This window comes from Sporomusa aerivorans (genome assembly GCF_041428895.1).
GTDB classification, from domain to species: Bacteria; Bacillota; Negativicutes; order Sporomusales; family Sporomusaceae; genus Sporomusa; species Sporomusa aerivorans.
Window position 1 is genome coordinate 4,881,727 of record NZ_CP156926.1, and the last position, 17,775, is coordinate 4,899,501.

Here is a 17,775-nt window from a genome sequence, read left to right on the forward strand (position 1 = left end):
TAAGTTCTTTTATCGTCATTACGGGCGCAAGCGTGGCAATCTCTCGCTGCATCACTATGTTTTCTTTGTGTATAGAGAATACAAGGCGAACTCATTTTTATCAAGCCAGCGGTAATAATTATTAGTTCAACGGCAATAGTAAACCTTAACCTACACGTTCAATATTAGCGCCAAGTCCACGGAATTTTTCCACAAGGCGGTCATAACCGCGGTCAATGTGATGGATATAGCCGATTTCGGTTTTTCCATCGGCAACCAGACCGGCCAAAACCAAGGCAGCTCCCGCTCTCAGATCGGTCGCCTTGACAGGACAACCAGTCAGCTTGGTTACACCTTCAACAACCGCGCTGCGGCCGTCGATTTTAATGGATGCGCCCATCCGTTTAAGTTCATCCACATGCATAAAACGGTTCTCAAAAACCGTCTCGGTAATAATACTTGTGCCCTGGGCTACCGTCATAAGAGCCATAAATTGAGCCTGCATATCGGTAGGGAAACCTGGGTAAGGCAGAGTTTTGACATCCACTGACCGGACAATACCGGAACTCTTAACCCGCACACCATTGACATCCTCTTCAATGGTAACGCCGGCTTCCTTTAGTTTGGCAATAACAGGCTTCAAATGCTCAGTGAGCGCATTCTCCACATAAACATCGCCGCCGGTCATAGCGGCTGCTACCATGTAAGTACCGGCCTCGATCCTGTCGGGAATAACACAGTGGCAAGCGCCTTTGAGTTCATTCACGCCTTCAATACGGATGAGGTTGGTTCCGGCCCCGCGGATGTTCGCCCCCATATGATTTAAGATATTAGCCAAATCAACGATTTCCGGCTCTTCAGCCGGATTCTCTATTATGGTCTGACCTTTGGCCATGCTGGCAGCCATCATGATATTTTCAGTTGCGCCAACACTGGGAAAATCCAGATAAATTCTGGCTCCCCGTAAACCCTGAGGCGCTTTGGCTTCAATAAAACCATGGCCCATAATGATTTCCGCTCCTAAAGCCTCAAAGCCTTTTAGATGCAGATCAATAGGCCTTGTTCCAATGGCACAGCCGCCAGGCAGCGAAATTTTTGCACAGCCCTCGCGTGCCAACAGCGGTCCCATAACCAGAAAAGATGCACGCATTTTACGGACAAGCTCATAGGGAGCTTCACAGGCCGTTATATTTGTACTGTCAATATATAGCGTACCTGGTTCGATTTTTACCGCTGCACCCAAATGCGTCAGCACTTCGGCGATTGTACGGACATCTTCCAGATCTGGTATTTCTTCCAGGGTGCTGGGGGTTGTACCTAAAAGTGTTGCCGCAATGACAGGCAATACGGCATTTTTAGCACCGCTCACTTTTACCGTGCCAAAAAGTCGGTTGCCCCCCCGAACAATTAATTTTTCCACAAAATTTCCTCCCACCACAGCGGTAAGTTAGATGCATATTTACCCTAGAATAGTTTATCATTACCGTAGTAGCTAAGCAAGAGCCCCAAGACCTAATATTACGTAAAATAAAGCCGTTATCTTCATTTTTGCCAAGATTTAGGCACGTTATGCAATGTAAATTATGGTGCACAAGAAAAACGCTAACTCGTCCTTTACTGTCATTGCGAACGCAACTGAGCGGAGTGAAGCAATCTCCCGGACTTAGGCGCATTTGGCAAGCTAGCCAGATTGCTTCGTCGTACCTCCTCGCAATGACCGGGAAACTTATGATTTCTCGCAGATAAAGAATACACGGCTTACGCCGTGCTTTTAGAGAAAGTGCAAACCAACATCCTTTTCCGTCGTAACTTTCTGTTTATAAAATAAAAAAAAATGAGATTGCTTTCACACCGTACAATAATCCTGAAATAAAACGGTCAGGACATTTCGGCGGTATGAGGCAGCAATCTCATATAATATTTTTTTCTTTACTACTTGCCTTCAGCAACTCTAAGGCGCATCATAGCGCGCTTCAACGCTACTTCAGCCCGATGGACATCAATATCCGGAGTGCTTTTCAACCGGGTCTCTGCTCTTTCTTTGGCAGATTCGGCCCGTTTTACATCAATTTCTGCCGGCAGTTCGGCGCAGCTTGCCAGAATAGTTACCTTCTGCGGGCGGACTTCGATAAAGCCGCCGCAGAGCGATAGCATTTCCTCGCCTTCGTCTTTTAAGATCCTGAGGGGCCAAATATCGAGCCCGGCAATCAGCGGCGCGTGACCGGGCAGGATACCCAGGTCCCCGTCGGTGGCTCTGGCTATGACCATATTGACGTCTGCGGAATAGACCATCCGATCAGGAGTAACAATATCCAGCCGAATTGTATTGGCCATATATTATTCCCCCTTCATCTTCTGAGCCTTTTCCACTGCTTCGTCGATGGTGCCGACCATGTAGAATGCCGTTTCCGGCAGGTCGTCGTGCTTGCCGTTTAAGATTTCTTTAAAGCCGCGGATGGTTTCTTTTAAGGATACGTATTTGCCGGGGGTGCCGGTAAAGGCTTCGGCTACGAAGAACGGCTGGCTTAAGAATCTTTGGATTTTACGCGCCCGCGATACGGTGAGCTTGTCTTCATCGGACAACTCTTCCATACCCAAGATGGCGATGATGTCTTGCAGTTCTTTATACCGCTGCAGTACTTCCTGTACGCCGCGGGCGACCTGGTAGTGGTCTTCGCCCAGGACGTGGGGGTCCATGATCCGCGAGGTGGAGTCCAAGGGGTCCACGGCCGGATAAATACCGAGCTCGGCGATCTGCCGGGACAGTACGGTGGTGGCGTCAAGATGCGCAAAGGTGGCCGCCGGCGCCGGGTCGGTGAGGTCGTCGGCCGGCACGTATACGGCCTGTACCGAGGTGATGGAGCCTTTTTTGGTGGAGGTGATGCGCTCCTGCAGGGCGCCGACGTCGGTGCTCAGGGTAGGCTGGTAGCCTACGGCCGACGGCATGCGGCCTAAAAGGGCGGATACTTCGGAACCGGCCTGAATGAACCGGAAGATGTTGTCGACGAAGAGGAGTACGTCCTGGCCGCCGACGTCACGGAAGTATTCGGCCATGGTGAGGCCGGTGAGGCCGACGCGCATACGCGCTCCGGGCGGCTCGTTCATCTGGCCGTAGACGAGGGCGGTTTTGTCGATTACGCCGGACTCGATCATTTCGTTCCAGAGGTCGTTGCCTTCACGGGTCCGCTCGCCTACGCCGGCGAAGACGGAATAGCCGCCATGCTCGGTGGCTATGTTTCTTATGAGTTCCATGATGAGGACGGTTTTGCCTACGCCGGCGCCGCCGAAGAGACCGATTTTGCCGCCCAAGGCATAGGGGGCGATGAGGTCGACGACTTTGATGCCGGTTTCTAAGATCTGGGTTGTGGTGGCCTGGTCTTCAAAGGCCGGTGCCGGCCGGTGGATTGGCCAGTATTCTTCAGCGCTGACGGCGTCCGGGTTGTTGTCGACGGCTTCGCCGAGGACGTTAAAGACGCGCCCCAAGGTGCCTTTGCCTACTGGGATTTTAATGGGTGCCCCGGTATCGACTGCTTTCATGCCACGGGTTAGGCCGTCGGTGGAGGACATGGCCACGCAGCGGACGGTGTTGTCTCCCAGGTGCTGCATGACTTCGGCGGTCAGTTTTACACGGACTTCGCCGACGGTTTCGTCTACGGTTACGGCGTTATAGATGGCAGGCAGTTTTTCCGGGGGAAACTCTACGTCAATAACAGGACCGATTACCTGTATGATTCTACCGATATTCACGGGGTTTCCCCTCCTTAACTTCTTGAGACCTTTTACTTGAGTGCTTCAGCGCCGCCGACGATTTCGGAGATTTCACTGGTGATGGAGGCCTGGCGCACTTTGTTGTAGTTTAAGGTCAGTTTGGATATGAGTTCTTGCGCGTTGTCGGTGGCGGAGCCCATGGCTGTCATGCGGGCGCCGAGTTCGCTGGCCGCCGATTGCAGGAGGGCTCCGTAGATGACGGTCTCCAGGTATCTGGGCAGCAAGAGTCCGAGGACTTCACCGGCTGACGGCTCGAAGATGTATTCGGTCTGAGGCGTTTCTTCCCCATCCCCGATCCCGGCTACCGGCAACAGTTTGACGGTGGTCGGATTCTGGTTGATGGGGGAATAGAAGTGGGTGTAGGTGAGATAAATTTCGTCGTATTCGCCGCTGGCAAATTTTTCGGCCAGGAGTTTGGCGAGGTCTACGGCATCCTGGTACGAGGGTTTTTCGGAGAAACCGAAAAATTCGTGGTCGATTGTGTAGCCACGCCGTTTGAAGTAGTCCCGCGCCTTGCGGCCGACGGTGATTAAACGGGCGCTGTTGTTGCCGCGCACGTGCGGCAGGACTTCTTTTATCAGGTTGGAGGAGTAGGCGCCGGCGAGGCCTTTGTCGGCGCTCAGGACGAGGTAGCCGGTTTGCCTGACTTCCCTCACTTCTAAAAGCGGATGGGAGGCTTCTTTGGCATTAGGCGCTACGCTGGCGAGTACTTCCCGGATTTTGTCGGTGTAGGGACGGCTGGCAATGGCGCGTTCCTGGGCCCGTCTTAAGCGGGCGGCGGCTACCATTTTCATGGCTTTGGTGATTTGCTGTATGTTTTTTACACTTTTGATGCGGCGGCGGATGTCTCTGGCGCTAGCCATGTGTTATCACCTCGCTGCTTCTACTTTGACAAAAGTGTCTTTAAATTCTTTGATGGCTTTTTTGAGAGCCGCCTCGGTTTCGGCATCGATGGTTTTCTTTTCGCGGATGGTTTTGGCTACTTCGGCGTAGTTGCCGCGCATGAATTTTAAGAGGTCCTGCTCGAATTTGGTGACGTCTTCGATGGCGACGTCGTCTAAGTAGCCGTTGATGCCGGCGTAGATAACCATGACTTGCTCTTCGACAGACATGGGGACGTATTGCGGCTGTTTTAAGATTTCCATCATGCGCTGGCCACGGTCAAGCTGGGCTTTGGTGGCTTTGTCGAGGTCGGAGCCGAATTGGGCGAATGCGGCCAGTTCGCGGTATTGCGCGAGATCAAGACGCAGCCGGCCGGCTACCTGTTTCATGGCTTTGATCTGGGCCGAGCCGCCGACGCGGGATACCGAGAGGCCGGCGTTGATGGCCGGACGGATGCCGGAGTAGAAGAGTTCGCTTTCTAAGAAGATCTGGCCGTCGGTGATGGAGATGACGTTGGTCGGGATGTAAGCCGATACGTCGCCGGCCAGGGTTTCGATGACGGGCAGGGCGGTAATGGAACCGCCGCCGAGTTCGGCCGAGAGTTTGGCGGCCCGCTCTAAGAGGCGGGAGTGTAAATAGAATACGTCGCCCGGATAGGCTTCGCGGCCGGGAGGACGGCGTAATAGAAGGGACATGGCGCGATAGGCCACGGCGTGTTTGGAGAGGTCGTCATAGACGCAGAGGACGGCGCCGCCTTTATACATGAAGTATTCGCCCATGGTTACGCCGGCGTAGGGAGCCAGGTACTGGAGCGGCGCGCTGTCGGAGGCGGTGGCGGCTACGACGATGGTGTATTCCATGGCGCCGGCTTCTTCGAGGGTTTTTACGACCCGGGCCACGGTGGAGGCTTTTTGGCCGATAGCGACGTAGATGCAGGTGACGCCCTGGCCTTTTTGGTTGATGATGGTGTCGACGGCGATGGCGGTTTTACCGGTGCCGCGGTCGCCGATGATGAGTTCGCGCTGGCCACGGCCGATGGGGACCATGGAGTCAATGGCTTTGATGCCGGTTTGCAGCGGTTCTTTTACCGACTGGCGGTCGGCTATGCCGGGAGCACGGTATTCTACCGGCCGGAATTCGCTGGTAGCTATGGGCCCTTTGCCGTCGATGGGCTGGCCGATGGCGTTAACGACACGGCCGACTATGGCTTCGCCGACGGGAACCTGCATGATGCGGCCTGTCCGCCGTACGGTGTCGCCTTCTTTAATTTCGATTTCGCCGCCCAAGAGTACGGCGCCGACATTGTCTTCTTCCAGGTTTAAGACCATGCCGTATACTTCGTGTGGAAATTCCAACAGCTCCCCGGCCATGGCCTTTTCCAGGCCGTGGATCCGGGCGATGCCGTCGCCTACTTCGATTACTGTGCCAACATCATCGACGCTTAGGTCGACCTGATAATGCTCTATCTGTTGTTTGATGATGGCCGTTATTTCTTCTGGCCTCATTTTCATACCTTGTATGTCACCCCAATCATAAAGTAGACTTAGTTTCAGGTGGGGATTTAACCACCTGAAGGTTAGTCGCCCTTATCCAGGAGCTTAGCCGTTCTTATGCCCGCTTCCAGAGCGGGAGTCTTAGAACAGGTTCGCTACAGGATAAAGTCTACAGCAAGACGCTCAGAGCCTGAGCCGTCTTATTACGTATAAAACTGAGACTACACAGCAGTGGCCTGGTTATTTAACAGGGCCGCCTTAAGCGCTTTTAGCTGGCGGGCCACACTGCCATCAATCAATTTATCGCCGATTTTGACAACAACGCCGCCAAGCAGTTCTTGGTCAATTGTTGCTTTGAGCACGATATTTTTGCCGGTAACTTCGCTTAGTTTTGCCGCCAGCGCCGTCAGTTGTTCCTGACTAAGCTCCTTGGCGGTAAATATTTCGGCTTCGGCAATGTTTCTGGCCTCATTGGCCAGACGTATGTACTCGCGGATAATAGCCGGCAACGCCGGCTCACGTCTTTTGTCAATTAAAAGCAATATAAAATTGCGAACAAAGACATCCAGTTCTTCGGCAAATATCTGGCTGATGGTTTCTTTTTTCGCCTCGGCCGGCACTAGCGGATGATAAATCAGAGTGGCCAGTTCTTCATGCCCGGCTATGGTGTCTTCCACTAGCTTGAGCTCTTGTTCCACTTTATCCAGCATTGCTTTTTCAGTGGCAATTTCATAAATGGCCTGGGCGTACTTGAGCGCTAACTGGCTTGTTAGCATGGCAAACCACCTATTTTCTTACCGTCAAGATTATTGATGAAGTCATCCACAATTTTGGCATTGGCGGTTTCATCCATATTCTGCGCAATGATTTTGGACGCAGCAGCAACGGCCAGCGTAACGACTTCGCCTTTAAGTTCGGCGATAGCGCGCTCACGCTCACGGGCAATTTCTTCCTGGGTAGCCTTTAACAGCCGCGCACTTTCTTCGCGGGCTTCTTTGAGCATTTCTTCCTTGGTCTGTTCAGCCAGCTTGGCAGCCTTTTCCACAATAGCCTGTGCCTGGGTGCGGGCTTCGGACAGCTCTGCAAGGTATTCCTGCTTGAGTTTTTCAGCAGCTTGCTTTTCTTTCTCAGCCGTCTCCAGACTATCGGCTATTTTGGCCTGCCGGTCAGCCAGCGCCTGCATGAGCGGTTTGTATGCCACTTTGGTTAGGATAGCAACAAGTATAAGAAAATTTATAATTTGCGCTATAAGCGTCGCATTCAAATCAACCAACTGAGGGCCCCTCCTCTTTCCGGCGTATAAGGGGAGCGCTGACAGAAAGCATGGTGCATCCTGCCAGTCGCCCGTTAACGCGTTTGTTACTTAATAAACGGATTAGCAAATACCAGTACGATAGCTATAACCGCGGCGATAATGGGAATCGACTCGATCAAACCTACCGAAATCAGCATGTTTACAAGAATAGTACCTTTGGCCTCAGGTTGTCTTGCCATACCCTCAATAGCCTTGGCGGTTACCGCGCCGTCACCGACACCGGCACCAATGGCAGCCAAACCGATAGCCAAACCGGCTCCGATGGCAGAGGCAGCAATAATGATAGCTTGTTCCACAAAAAACTCCTCCTTTTTCTTATGCTCAATGTTGAACAATCCGGGTTATCCCAGATTACTGTTAGTGATGTTCGTCTTTCAATGAGTTGGAAAGATATGACATAGACAGCATGGTAAAAATAAATGCCTGTACAATGCCGACAAACACGCTAAAGGCTAACCACGCCGTAGGAACAACATACGGTACCAGCATACCCAAAATAATGAGCAGAATCTCACCGGCCAGAATGTTGCCAAATAGACGGAAGGATAATGTAATCGGTTTTGCCACTTCTTCGATGATGTTAATAATGACAAAGGGAACGAAAGGTTCAAAGAAATGTTTGAAATACCTGCCCGCACCCCGGTTCATAATGCCTAGAATATGTACTAGGATAACAACCATCAATGCCAGACCGAGTGTAGTGTTAATATCATTTGTTGGCGAAGTAAAGCCCGGTATCAGACCCAACTCGTTGCCAACAACAAGGAATAAAAACAAGGTAATAATCAGCGGTGCCAGTTTTCTTCCTTTTGGCCCCATGGTGTTGTCAATTTGGTCTAAAAGAGCGGTAACTGCCATTTCTAAAAAGTTCTGCCAGCCGCGCGGAACAATTTCTACCCGGCGCGTGGCAATAATCGCGAATATAATGACAATCGCCATAGAAAGCCATGTCATGTACAGGGTATCGAGATTAAAGGTCAGTCCGGCAAAATGAGCCAGTTTGTGTCCACCAATTTCATGGCCTCCTCCACCATGTCCCATATTTTCATTTTCACTCCTTTCCTTATCAGATTTTGGTCTTGCCTAAATTTGCTATAAGTCCTAAGACCACGATACATACGGCATTTACCATTAATACTATATGAAGTGAGAATAATCCCACTACTGCCGCCCAGAAATCAATACCCGGCACATTGCTTGACAAGATAAGCATAGAAATCATAAAGACAAACCGCAATAACCAGCCGGCGCGCATGGATGCCAGCGCTTTCTCCGGTGGCAGCTCAACGCTTTTTTTTACCCGGCGGCACATTAGCAAAAAGTAGATTACACTGCTTGTCCATCCTATTACTAGGCCGGGTAACAGCGAAATCTTGCTTGACAATAAAGCACTGAGGGTTATAAATAACCCCCAGGCCAGCAAATGCAACAACGTTCGCCGTACTTGGCCGGAATAATCTTCAGCAAAACCTACATTAAACACTATAACATCCTCTACAGTTTGACAATTTTCTTATAGGTAGACCATAGTCCGGCAATCATACCGGCTATAATACCGGATACCGTAAACCAGGGCGAAGTGGCAAAGTAATTATCGGTCCACCGCCCCAGAAAGAGGCCAACGGCCACAGTTGCAGCCATATTCAGGCCGATTGTTCCAGCCAGACTCAAGGCCGACCATACTCCATTCCGTTTTTCCGGCAATCCCTGTCACCTCTTATTTGGCCAAGCAGTTATCCTTCCATATTATAACCAGCATAGGACTTTGCTATGATTTTATGTGCCTGCTTGTCCCGGCCCGGCTGCTGACTTATTGCTAAAATTCAGCAATAAAGTACCAAAAAAAGCCGGTATCCAGGTTCTACTATTCTCTGCCGTTAGGCAAAAATCCTGCCGGTGAGTACAGAAAACATTAAAAAATTGACTATTTTATACTATTTTCTCCATACTCTGTTACATATTGTTAACTTTAAATTCACCAGGCTGCTGTGAAGTAAGTGCATATTTAAACAGAATAGCCTGGACAATCCTGCTGGCGGCCATGCCGTCGCCATAGGGATTCACCGCATTGGCCATACGCTGATACTCGCTTTCCCGGAGAAGCAATTCCTTAGTCTCACTATATACCCGTTCCCGGTCGGTGCCGATCAGTTTCACTGTTCCGGCAGCTACGGCTTCGGGGCGTTCGGTGGTATCACGCAAAACGAGCACCGGTTTGCCAATGGCCGGCGCTTCTTCCTGAATACCGCCGGAATCGGTCAGCACCAGATACGACCTGGCAATAAGATTGGCGAAGGGCTGATAATCCAGCGGATCAATTAAATGAACCCGCTCCAGCCCGCCCAGCTCTTCATTCACAACCTGCCTCACCAACGGATTTTTATGTACAGGAAAGACAATCTCGACATCAGAAAATTCGCTTACGATATTTTTAAGCGCCTGATAAACATGACGCATAGGTTCGCCCAGATTCTCCCGCCGGTGAGTTGTGACAAGGACAACCTTGCGATTTGTAAAATCGACATTTTTTAAGAGCGGATCGGTAAACCGGTAGGACGGATCAACAGTGGCTTTAAGCGCATCAATTACCGTATTGCCTGTTACAACAATAGTCTCGGCACTGATATTTTCCCGGCGCAGGTTGTCCTTGGCAGTGGCAGTCGGTGCAAAGTGCATATCGGTTAAAGCCCCGGTCAGCTTGCGGTTCATCTCCTCCGGAAACGGCGAATACTTGTCGCCGGTTCTGAGGCCGGCTTCCACGTGGCCTACAGGTATCTGATGGTAATAGGCTGCCAATGCCCCTGCAAAGGTTGTGGTGGTGTCACCATGAACCAGAACGATATCGGGCTTTTCATCGGCCAACACCTGATTGAGCCCCTGCATAGCCCGGCAACTTATATCAAACAGGGTTTGCCCTTGACACATGATATCCAAATCATAATCAGGGGTAATCTTAAATAAATTAAGGACCTGGTCAAGCATTTCCCGGTGCTGGGCGGTTACGGCAACTACCGGCGTTATGTACTGGGGATATTTTGCTAATTCTAAAACAACGGGCGCCATTTTGATAGCTTCCGGCCGAGTGCCAAAGACGGTCATAACTTTAATACGCGACATGAATAGCTGCTCCTTTCGGTTGCATTAAGTGGGAAATTTCACCTTTCCATTTTATAAATACAAGGCGGGCAACAATTGCCCGCCCTGCATAGTATGCGAATTACTGTATTACATAATCCGGTTTAATGACTTTTAACCGAATCGCTGCTCTTGAGCACGCCGTCGTTATTACTCAGCACGCCAATTTTCTTGGCGCCAAAAAAGGCAGCCGTAATGATGGCAAGCAAAATAAAAGCCGCATATGCTTTGCTAACTTCCGTCAGGGCAATGGCACTTACGCCCAGGAAGCCGCTGATCACATACATCAGTAGAACAGCCTGTTTTTGACTTAAACCCATGGCTAGCAGGCGATGGTGGAGATGTCCCTTATCCGGTTTAAAAATCGGCCTCCCGCTCATATAGCGGCGGATAATGGCAAATGCCGTATCCATAATAGGCAGTCCCAGAGCGACAATGGGCACAACCAGCGCAATAGTGGCTGCACTTTTAACCGTTCCCAGTATCGAGACGGCAGCCAGCATATATCCTAAGAACATACTGCCGGTATCACCCATAAAGATTTTAGCCGGATTAAAATTATGTTGCAAAAAGCCAAGGGCGCTGCCGGCCAGAGCCGCCGTCAGAATGGCCACTGTCCAGAGGTTTTGTTCAAGCGCCACTAAGAGGATGGTCACCGACGCAATTGTCGAAACTCCGGCCGCGAGTCCATCCAGACCGTCAATCAGATTGACAGTGTTTGTTAAGCTCACCACCCAGAAGATGGTAAGCGGAATGGATAAATAATTAACATAAATCATATCACCGAACGGGTTTGTCAGCCATTCAATGCGAATATCAAATAATACAAGTACAATAGCGGCCAGAATCTGACCCAGCAGTTTAACCTTGGCCGGCAACTGCATCAGATCGTCGATTACACCAACAGCCAAGATGACAGTACCGCCCAGTAATAGTCCAAGGATTTCATGGCTGATGTGCATACTGGACAGAACAGCCAGTACAAAACCAAAATATATCGCCAGTCCTCCCATGCGGGGGATTGGAATTGTATGCACTTTACGAGCGTCCGGAGCATCGAGCGCCCCTGCTTTTATGGCTAATTCCTTAATATGCGGGGTGATAAAGTAAGCTGCTGCTAAAGCAACCGTAAAAGCGACAACATATGTCTGCATATCATTACACCTCATTTCTACGCAACATCCATTGTACCTCAGGTGTGTAAAAGTTGTCAATCATTTGCGGTAGTCAATTCGTCCTATATCGCTATAAATTTCCCTACCAATAACTATATGCACCCGATACATTCAGTATACCTGAGATTATCTCAGCCACGCTCTTTGGGCCCCCGGTCAACAGTATCCCTTGCGGCGCAGCTTGTCCACATGTCCCGCAACCAGTGTTTTAATATCCACGGCATGCCGTTCAGCAAGTATGTACATCATGGTGAAACAACACTGGGCAACATCCAATAACTCCAGGGCCGCCCCCCGGTTTACCTCGGCAGCAGTCAGGCGGGCCTGTTCGCCGGAGGCGCCGGCATGTTTGCCGAGAAACTGGGTGAGTTCACCCAGTTCTTCCTGTATTTTGCACACCGTGGTTAAAAGCGTAACATCTTCAATTTGCAGGTGAGGCAGACTGATGTATTTGTAGTTGCCGCCATGCAGATTCCTGATGGTAGTTATACGGTAGCTCTGACAGACATCATAAGCATACCCTTTATCGTTTAACTTGGCAAGATGCTCGCCAATTAAAGCGTCGGCATCTATGCCGAAGTTATCCTCCATAACAAAAATCATCGTAACACAGGTTTGCGCGACATCTAAAAGCTCTTCCTTGACATCGGCAAGCAGGGCGACAGCCTGAGGCTGACTGGCAAGTTCGTCCGGGCACAGCTTTTCCCAAGGCATAAATTTTAACACAGCGCGGGCTAATTCGCCGGCTTCTTCCATTGCTTTAAGCAGCGTAGAGTCAAGTGTAGGTGCGAGATTATTGAGTTTCGGCAGATAAATAGCTTCCAGCATGGTAAATCTCCTGTATAAAGGCTGGTTTAAGTACCGGACCCGGATACCTAACCAGCCTTATAATATTAAATCTTTATTTGGTCATTCTCCGAAACAAACATATTCAATGCCGGCTTCGGCAATCAGTTGCTCGGCCAGTTTGTCCGGATAACCGTATTGATAGACAATTTTCTTAATACCGGCATTGATCAGTATCTTGGTACAGGCCGAGCATGGCTGATGGGTAGAGTATATGGTCGCGCCCTGAATGGGCACGCCGTACATGGCAGCCTGCACAACAGCGCTTTGCTCGGCATGCAGCCCCCGGCACAGTTCCTGACGCTCGCCGGAAGGCACCTTTTGCACGGCACGGATGCAGCCTTTGTCGCCGCAATGCGGCAGGCCGCTGGGAGCGCCATTATAACCGGTACAAAGCAGCCGCTGATCTTTCACAATGACAGCGCCAATTTGCCGGCGCATGCAGGTTGACCGGGTTGCAATCACTTTGGTTATTTCCATAAAATATTCATCCCAGGACGGACGGTTAAGTTTTCCATTGTCGCTCATACTAGTACGCCCCCCTCAGCCAAATGACGTGTACTAACAATGTATTCATGGCCCGGTAAAGAAAACACGGGTTTTGCCAAGCGCAGCGAAGGCAAAATTCGATGTTGCCCTTATACCCGTAGCGGTGTAAAGAAAACACGGGTTTTGCCAAGCGCAGCGAAGGCAAAATTCGATGTTGCCCTTATACCCATAGCGGTGTAAAGAAAACACGGGTTTTGCCAAGCGCAGCGAAGGCAAAATTCGATGTTGCCCTTATACCCATAGCGGTGTAAAGAAAACACGGGTTTTGCCAAACGCAGCGAAGACAAAATTCGATGTTGCCCTTATACCCGTAGCGGTGTAAAGAAAACACGGGTTTTGACGAGCGTAGCGAAGGCAAAAGCCGATGTTGCCCTTATCCGGCTGAAAGCGTTGCTTTCTGTCAGGAGAACAAAAAAGACTAACTACTTGGTGCCGAAAATACGATCACCGGCGTCACCCAGACCGGGTACAATATACCCCTGCTCGTTGAGATGGCTGTCAACTGCGGCAACATATACCTCGACATCAGGATGGCTGTCATTGACAGTTTTAATGCCTTCCGGCGCAGCGACCAGACACATCAGTTTAATCTGTTTGGCGCCCCGGGCTTTCAGCATATCAATAGCCGCTGCCGATGAACCGCCTGTTGCCAGCATGGGATCAATAACGATAAGTTCCCGCTCGGCAACATCGGTAGGCAGCTTGCAATAATATTCCACAGGTTTCAATGTTTCATGGTCGCGATACACGCCAATGTGGCCGACTTTGGCTGCCGGAATAAGCTTTACAATGCCGTTAACCATTCCCAGTCCGGCGCGCAGGATAGGCACCACACCGATTTTCTTGCCTGACAGCACCTGGCATTTGCAGGTTGTCAGGGGCGTTTCCACCACAGTCTCTTCCAGCGGCATATTACGGGTAATCTCAAAAGCCATCAGCATCGAGACTTCCTCCAGAAGCTCGCGGAATTCCTTGGTACCGGTTTTTACGTCGCGAATAAGCGATAATTTATGTTGAATCAGCGGATGGTCAATTATTTTTACTTGCATACAGTCACTCCCTTATCTTCATAAACCGGACAATTTCTCAGCAGTCATATAACGGATACTGCCGGCACAATTCAGCCACCATTGACCGGACTTGCTCCTGTGCGGACGCATCCTCAGGCTTGCTTAGAGTCAGGGCGATAATATCACCAATTGCCACCATATTTTGCTCAACCATGCCACGGGATGTTACAGCCGCAACACCAATGCGGATGCCGCTGGTTACCAGCGGGCTGGCCGGGTCATTAGGAATGGCATTTTTATTCACAGTTACGCCTACTTCATCCAAAAGATGCTCGGCCTGCTTGCCAGTAAGATTTTGAGCACGCAAATCGACAAGCATCAAATGGTTGTCCGTGCCGCCGGATACCAGCGTAAAACCTTTTTGCTTAAGCCGTTCAGCCAGGGCCTGTGCATTTTTGATGATCTGTCCCTGATACAGACGGAATTCCTGACTTAATGCTTCTTTAAAGGATACCGCCTTGGCGGCGATAACATGCATCAGCGGACCGCCCTGGATACCAGGGAATATGGCTTTATCGATCGCCTTGGCGTACTGGGCGCGGCACAGGATCATGCCGCCCCGCGGACCGCGCAGGGTTTTATGGGTAGTTGTAGTAACAATATCGGCATGCGGCACAGGACTGGGATGGAAACCGGCGGCTACCAGCCCGGCAATATGGGCCATATCAACCATAAACATAGCACCGGCGTCACGGGCAATCTGTCCCAGACGGTCAAAGTCAATTATCCGGGAATACGCGCTGGCGCCTGCCACCAGCATCTTGGGCTTGTGTTTCATAGCCAGTTCGGCTACCTGATCGTAGTCAATGCGATGATTAACTTCATCAACACCATAAGGCACAACTTTAAAATATTGCCCGGAAATGTTGACAGGACTGCCATGAGTCAAATGACCGCCGTGGGCCAGATTCATACCCAGAATGGTATCGCCCGGCTTTAAAAATGCAAAGTATACGGCAGTATTGGCCTGAGCCCCGGAATGAGGCTGGACGTTGACGTGCTCGGCCCCAAACAGTTCTTTGGCCCGGTCAATTGCCAGCTGCTCCACAATATCAACATATTCACAGCCGCCATAATAACGATGGCCGGGATAACCTTCCGCATATTTGTTGGTCAGTACCGAACCCTGGGCTTCCATAACAGCCTTGCTGACAAAGTTCTCTGACGCGATAAGTTCAAGTTTATTTTGCTGGCGCTTGCACTCCAGTCCAATGGCATGCGCTACTTCCGGATCTACTCCTGCAAGAATGGTCATATGTATCTCCTCCTCATTTTAAAGAAACAACAAAAATCTGCTGCAGTGCCCGCTAAAGGTGCAGAAACCTGCCGGCGACTCTGAAAACAATGCTGGCAATTCTATTTAACAAAGTTCATAAACAGCTCTTGCCCCGCCGATTAACTTCGGTCGGGTGCGCGCGGCCGTCAAATACGCCTGGCCAATATATTTTTGCGTCAGCCGCACCGGGATGGCAACTTTTTTCAGGTGCATACCAATGAGCGTGCTGCCAATATCCAGACCGGCATGAGCAGCAATGGCCTCTACCACCGCCGGATTCATAAATTCGCGCATTGCCTGGGCAGCTAGTGAGCCGCCGGCTTTGGCAACCGGTATGACAGTTACCTCTTCCAGATTATACTTATCAGCTACAGCCTTTTCAACAACAAGCGCCCTGTTAAGATGCTCGCAGCACTGGATGGCCAGGTGAATCTGGTACCAGGAACAAACCTTGGTAAGACTGGCTAAAATCCGGGCCGCAACTACCTCGGAACCGTAGGAACCGATACGAGCTCCTTGTACTTCACTGGTACTGCAGCCGACAACCAGAATGTCTCCCGGTTTTAACTGGGCTGTCTTTATCAGTTCTTCCGCTGCCTGCACCGTCTGGCGTCCAATAGTTGCCAAGTCTGTATCCACTGTCTATTCACTCCTTACGCTTTTTCAAGAGCCATGATCTTCTCTACCCGGCAGGCGTGCCGCCCCCCGGCAAACTCAGTTTTAAGCCACATTTCCACAATCATCCTGGCAAGACCCGGGCCAATCACCCGTTCGCCCAGAGTCAGAATGTTGGCGTCGTTGTGTTCGCGTGACATCTTGGCCGAAAAAACATCATTGCAAAGCGCGGCCCGGATACCGTTTATTTTATTGGCGGCTATACTGACACCAATACCTGTGCCGCACACAATAATGCCCCGCTCATACTCGCCTTTGGCAACCGCTTCGGCCACTTGGCGGGAAATGTCGGGGTAGTCGACCGACTCCTGAGTGTAAGTGCCAAAATCGTGACTGTCTACCTCTAATTCAGCCAATAAAGCTTTAATTTCTGCTTTTAGGCGAAATCCGCCATGATCACTGCCAATTGCTATTTTCATGTAGGCAACACTTCCTATGTATATTTAACGTCTTTTCCTTTTTTCCACGTTAATTACTTTTTTCCTGCCAAACTGACAATATTTTGCCAACTTTGGGCAAGCAGCCGCTCAAGCTGGACGGCGCATTCGCGATATTCCGTTTCACTGCCGCCGTAGGGATCACGCACATCACCGGTCTCACCGGCAAATTCGGCCAGTGTGTATATTTTGCCCGCCATACCTGGCGCCATACCTAAGGCAGCCCGTTTATGCGACGCTGTCATCGTCAGAATTAAGTCGGCAGTTGCCAGTTCCTCCGGAGCCACCTGGCGTGAACGATGCTTGTCCACACTGAGGCCGGACTGGCGCATAACAGCCTGCGCCTGGGGCGAAGCCGGCTGCCCCCAGGCAGCAATACCCGCCGATTCTACAGTTATCCGGCCTGAAAGGCCGGCTTTCTCCACCATACCGGCAAGCAGGGCGGCCGCCATGGGACTTCGGCAGGTATTGCCGGTACAGATTAGCAAAATCCTGAACATAAGTTCCACTCCTTCTATTTTGCGTTTATATAAAGATCTCATACCCTACCCTGTGGTTAGTATATTGTCGTCCACAATATATGTATCCCTAGCAGCACTAAGACAAATCCGCCGACCAGTTCAGCCCGTTCACCAATATAACGGCCCAGTTTGCGCCCCAGTCCCAGCCCTAAGAGAGCAATCACAAAAATGACGCCGCCTAAGATTGCGCTCAGTCGCAGCAAGTCAACATCAATCATCCCCAGGCTAAAGCCGGCTGCAAGCGCATCAATACTGACACTGGCGGCGAGTACGCAGAGCGCGGTCCCGCGTAACGGGTTCACTGGCACAGATTCGTTATTGGCGCCGACATTATCTTTAATCATGTTGATGCCCAGTCCGGCCAATACCAATGCGCCGATTATAGTGGCAATGTTTTGTACACTGGCTGCCGGCCAGTCTATGTGGTAAGCGCCAACATGCTCAACAACCGTTCCCAGCCAGTGGCCAATGTGGTAACCGGCCAGGATCATAATAATATGAAAAACGGCAAACACGACAGCAGACCGCACAATAACCAGCCGCTGCACTTTATTCATGCCGATCGGCACAGCTACGGAAAATAAATCCGTACCTAAGGCTGCGCTCAGAATAACCAATTCAAAGATGCTCACATTCCCCCACCCCCGCTGTAAT

General features: G+C 50.7%; 21 protein-coding genes. All 21 read right to left on the minus strand.

Annotation, left to right across the window (positions count from 1 at the left end; translation table 11 throughout):
- Positions 1-145 precede the first annotated feature (145 nt).
- The 21 genes from murA to SATMO3_RS23640 all read right to left on the minus strand — a co-directional run bounded on the left by murA (position 146) and on the right by SATMO3_RS23640 (position 17,753).
- Positions 146-1,399, minus strand: a complete 1,254-nt coding sequence (murA, locus tag SATMO3_RS23540; RefSeq protein ID WP_371372235.1) for a UDP-N-acetylglucosamine 1-carboxyvinyltransferase — start codon at positions 1,397-1,399, stop codon at positions 146-148.
- Positions 1,400-1,911: 512 nt separating this feature from the next.
- Positions 1,912-2,313 carry a F0F1 ATP synthase subunit epsilon gene (locus tag SATMO3_RS23545; protein WP_371372237.1) on the minus strand — a complete coding sequence of 134 codons (402 nt, stop codon included), beginning with the start codon at positions 2,311-2,313 and terminating at the stop codon, positions 1,912-1,914.
- Between the two features lie 3 nt (positions 2,314-2,316).
- Entirely contained in the window at positions 2,317-3,726 is a 1,410-nt protein-coding gene (gene atpD / locus SATMO3_RS23550; protein ID WP_371372239.1) for a F0F1 ATP synthase subunit beta, read from the minus strand.
- Positions 3,727-3,758: 32 nt separating this feature from the next.
- Entirely contained in the window at positions 3,759-4,610 is an 852-nt protein-coding gene (gene atpG / locus SATMO3_RS23555) for an ATP synthase F1 subunit gamma (RefSeq protein WP_371372241.1), read from the minus strand.
- Between the two features lie 6 nt (positions 4,611-4,616).
- The gene (atpA, locus tag SATMO3_RS23560; RefSeq protein ID WP_371372243.1) at positions 4,617-6,140 is read right to left on the minus strand and encodes a F0F1 ATP synthase subunit alpha; all 1,524 of its coding nucleotides are present in this window, start codon (positions 6,138-6,140) and stop codon (positions 4,617-4,619) included.
- A 203-nt stretch (positions 6,141-6,343) separates the two neighbouring features.
- Positions 6,344-6,898, minus strand: coding sequence for an ATP synthase F1 subunit delta (gene atpH, locus SATMO3_RS23565; RefSeq protein WP_371372245.1), 555 nt, complete (start codon positions 6,896-6,898; stop codon positions 6,344-6,346).
- On the minus strand, positions 6,892-7,395 hold the full coding sequence (gene atpF, locus SATMO3_RS23570) for a F0F1 ATP synthase subunit B (protein ID WP_371372247.1): 504 nt from the start codon (positions 7,393-7,395) through the stop codon (positions 6,892-6,894). The genes atpH and atpF overlap by 7 nt, the downstream gene beginning before the upstream one ends.
- Positions 7,396-7,481: 86 nt before the next feature.
- Positions 7,482-7,733, minus strand: a complete 252-nt coding sequence (gene atpE, locus SATMO3_RS23575; RefSeq protein WP_371372249.1) for a F0F1 ATP synthase subunit C — start codon at positions 7,731-7,733, stop codon at positions 7,482-7,484.
- 61 nt (positions 7,734-7,794) lie between these two features.
- Entirely contained in the window at positions 7,795-8,478 is a 684-nt protein-coding gene (gene atpB / locus SATMO3_RS23580) for a F0F1 ATP synthase subunit A (protein WP_371372251.1), read from the minus strand.
- Between the two features lie 25 nt (positions 8,479-8,503).
- Complete coding sequence (locus tag SATMO3_RS23585) at positions 8,504-8,920, minus strand: ATP synthase subunit I (RefSeq protein WP_371372253.1); 417 nt, start codon at positions 8,918-8,920, stop codon at positions 8,504-8,506.
- A gap of 11 nt (positions 8,921-8,931) precedes the next feature.
- Positions 8,932-9,141, minus strand: a complete 210-nt coding sequence (locus SATMO3_RS23590; RefSeq protein WP_371372254.1) for an AtpZ/AtpI family protein — start codon at positions 9,139-9,141, stop codon at positions 8,932-8,934.
- A 249-nt stretch (positions 9,142-9,390) separates the two neighbouring features.
- Positions 9,391-10,554: a non-hydrolyzing UDP-N-acetylglucosamine 2-epimerase gene (gene wecB / locus SATMO3_RS23595; protein ID WP_371372256.1), complete on the minus strand. Its 1,164-nt coding sequence runs from the start codon at positions 10,552-10,554 to the stop codon at positions 9,391-9,393.
- A 122-nt stretch (positions 10,555-10,676) separates the two neighbouring features.
- The gene (locus SATMO3_RS23600) at positions 10,677-11,726 is read right to left on the minus strand and encodes a glycosyltransferase family 4 protein (RefSeq protein ID WP_371372258.1); all 1,050 of its coding nucleotides are present in this window, start codon (positions 11,724-11,726) and stop codon (positions 10,677-10,679) included.
- A 177-nt stretch (positions 11,727-11,903) separates the two neighbouring features.
- Positions 11,904-12,575 (minus strand): nucleotide pyrophosphohydrolase, encoded by a 672-nt coding sequence (locus tag SATMO3_RS23605; RefSeq protein ID WP_371372260.1) that lies wholly within the window; start codon positions 12,573-12,575, stop codon positions 11,904-11,906.
- An 81-nt stretch (positions 12,576-12,656) separates the two neighbouring features.
- On the minus strand, positions 12,657-13,121 hold the full coding sequence (locus tag SATMO3_RS23610) for a cytidine/deoxycytidylate deaminase family protein (protein WP_371372262.1): 465 nt from the start codon (positions 13,119-13,121) through the stop codon (positions 12,657-12,659).
- Between the two features lie 443 nt (positions 13,122-13,564).
- Positions 13,565-14,191: a uracil phosphoribosyltransferase gene (gene upp / locus SATMO3_RS23615; protein WP_371372264.1), complete on the minus strand. Its 627-nt coding sequence runs from the start codon at positions 14,189-14,191 to the stop codon at positions 13,565-13,567.
- A 37-nt stretch (positions 14,192-14,228) separates the two neighbouring features.
- A complete protein-coding gene (gene glyA, locus SATMO3_RS23620) occupies positions 14,229-15,467 on the minus strand; it encodes a serine hydroxymethyltransferase (protein ID WP_371372266.1) in 1,239 nt (412 codons plus the stop codon).
- Between the two features lie 105 nt (positions 15,468-15,572).
- On the minus strand, positions 15,573-16,127 hold the full coding sequence (locus SATMO3_RS23625) for a TIGR01440 family protein (RefSeq protein ID WP_371372268.1): 555 nt from the start codon (positions 16,125-16,127) through the stop codon (positions 15,573-15,575).
- A 14-nt stretch (positions 16,128-16,141) separates the two neighbouring features.
- Positions 16,142-16,582, minus strand: a complete 441-nt coding sequence (gene rpiB / locus SATMO3_RS23630; RefSeq protein ID WP_371372270.1) for a ribose 5-phosphate isomerase B — start codon at positions 16,580-16,582, stop codon at positions 16,142-16,144.
- A gap of 53 nt (positions 16,583-16,635) precedes the next feature.
- On the minus strand, positions 16,636-17,100 hold the full coding sequence (locus SATMO3_RS23635; RefSeq protein ID WP_371372272.1) for a low molecular weight protein arginine phosphatase: 465 nt from the start codon (positions 17,098-17,100) through the stop codon (positions 16,636-16,638).
- 56 nt (positions 17,101-17,156) lie between these two features.
- Entirely contained in the window at positions 17,157-17,753 is a 597-nt protein-coding gene (locus SATMO3_RS23640; RefSeq protein WP_371372274.1) for a manganese efflux pump MntP family protein, read from the minus strand.
- Positions 17,754-17,775 lie beyond the last annotated feature (22 nt).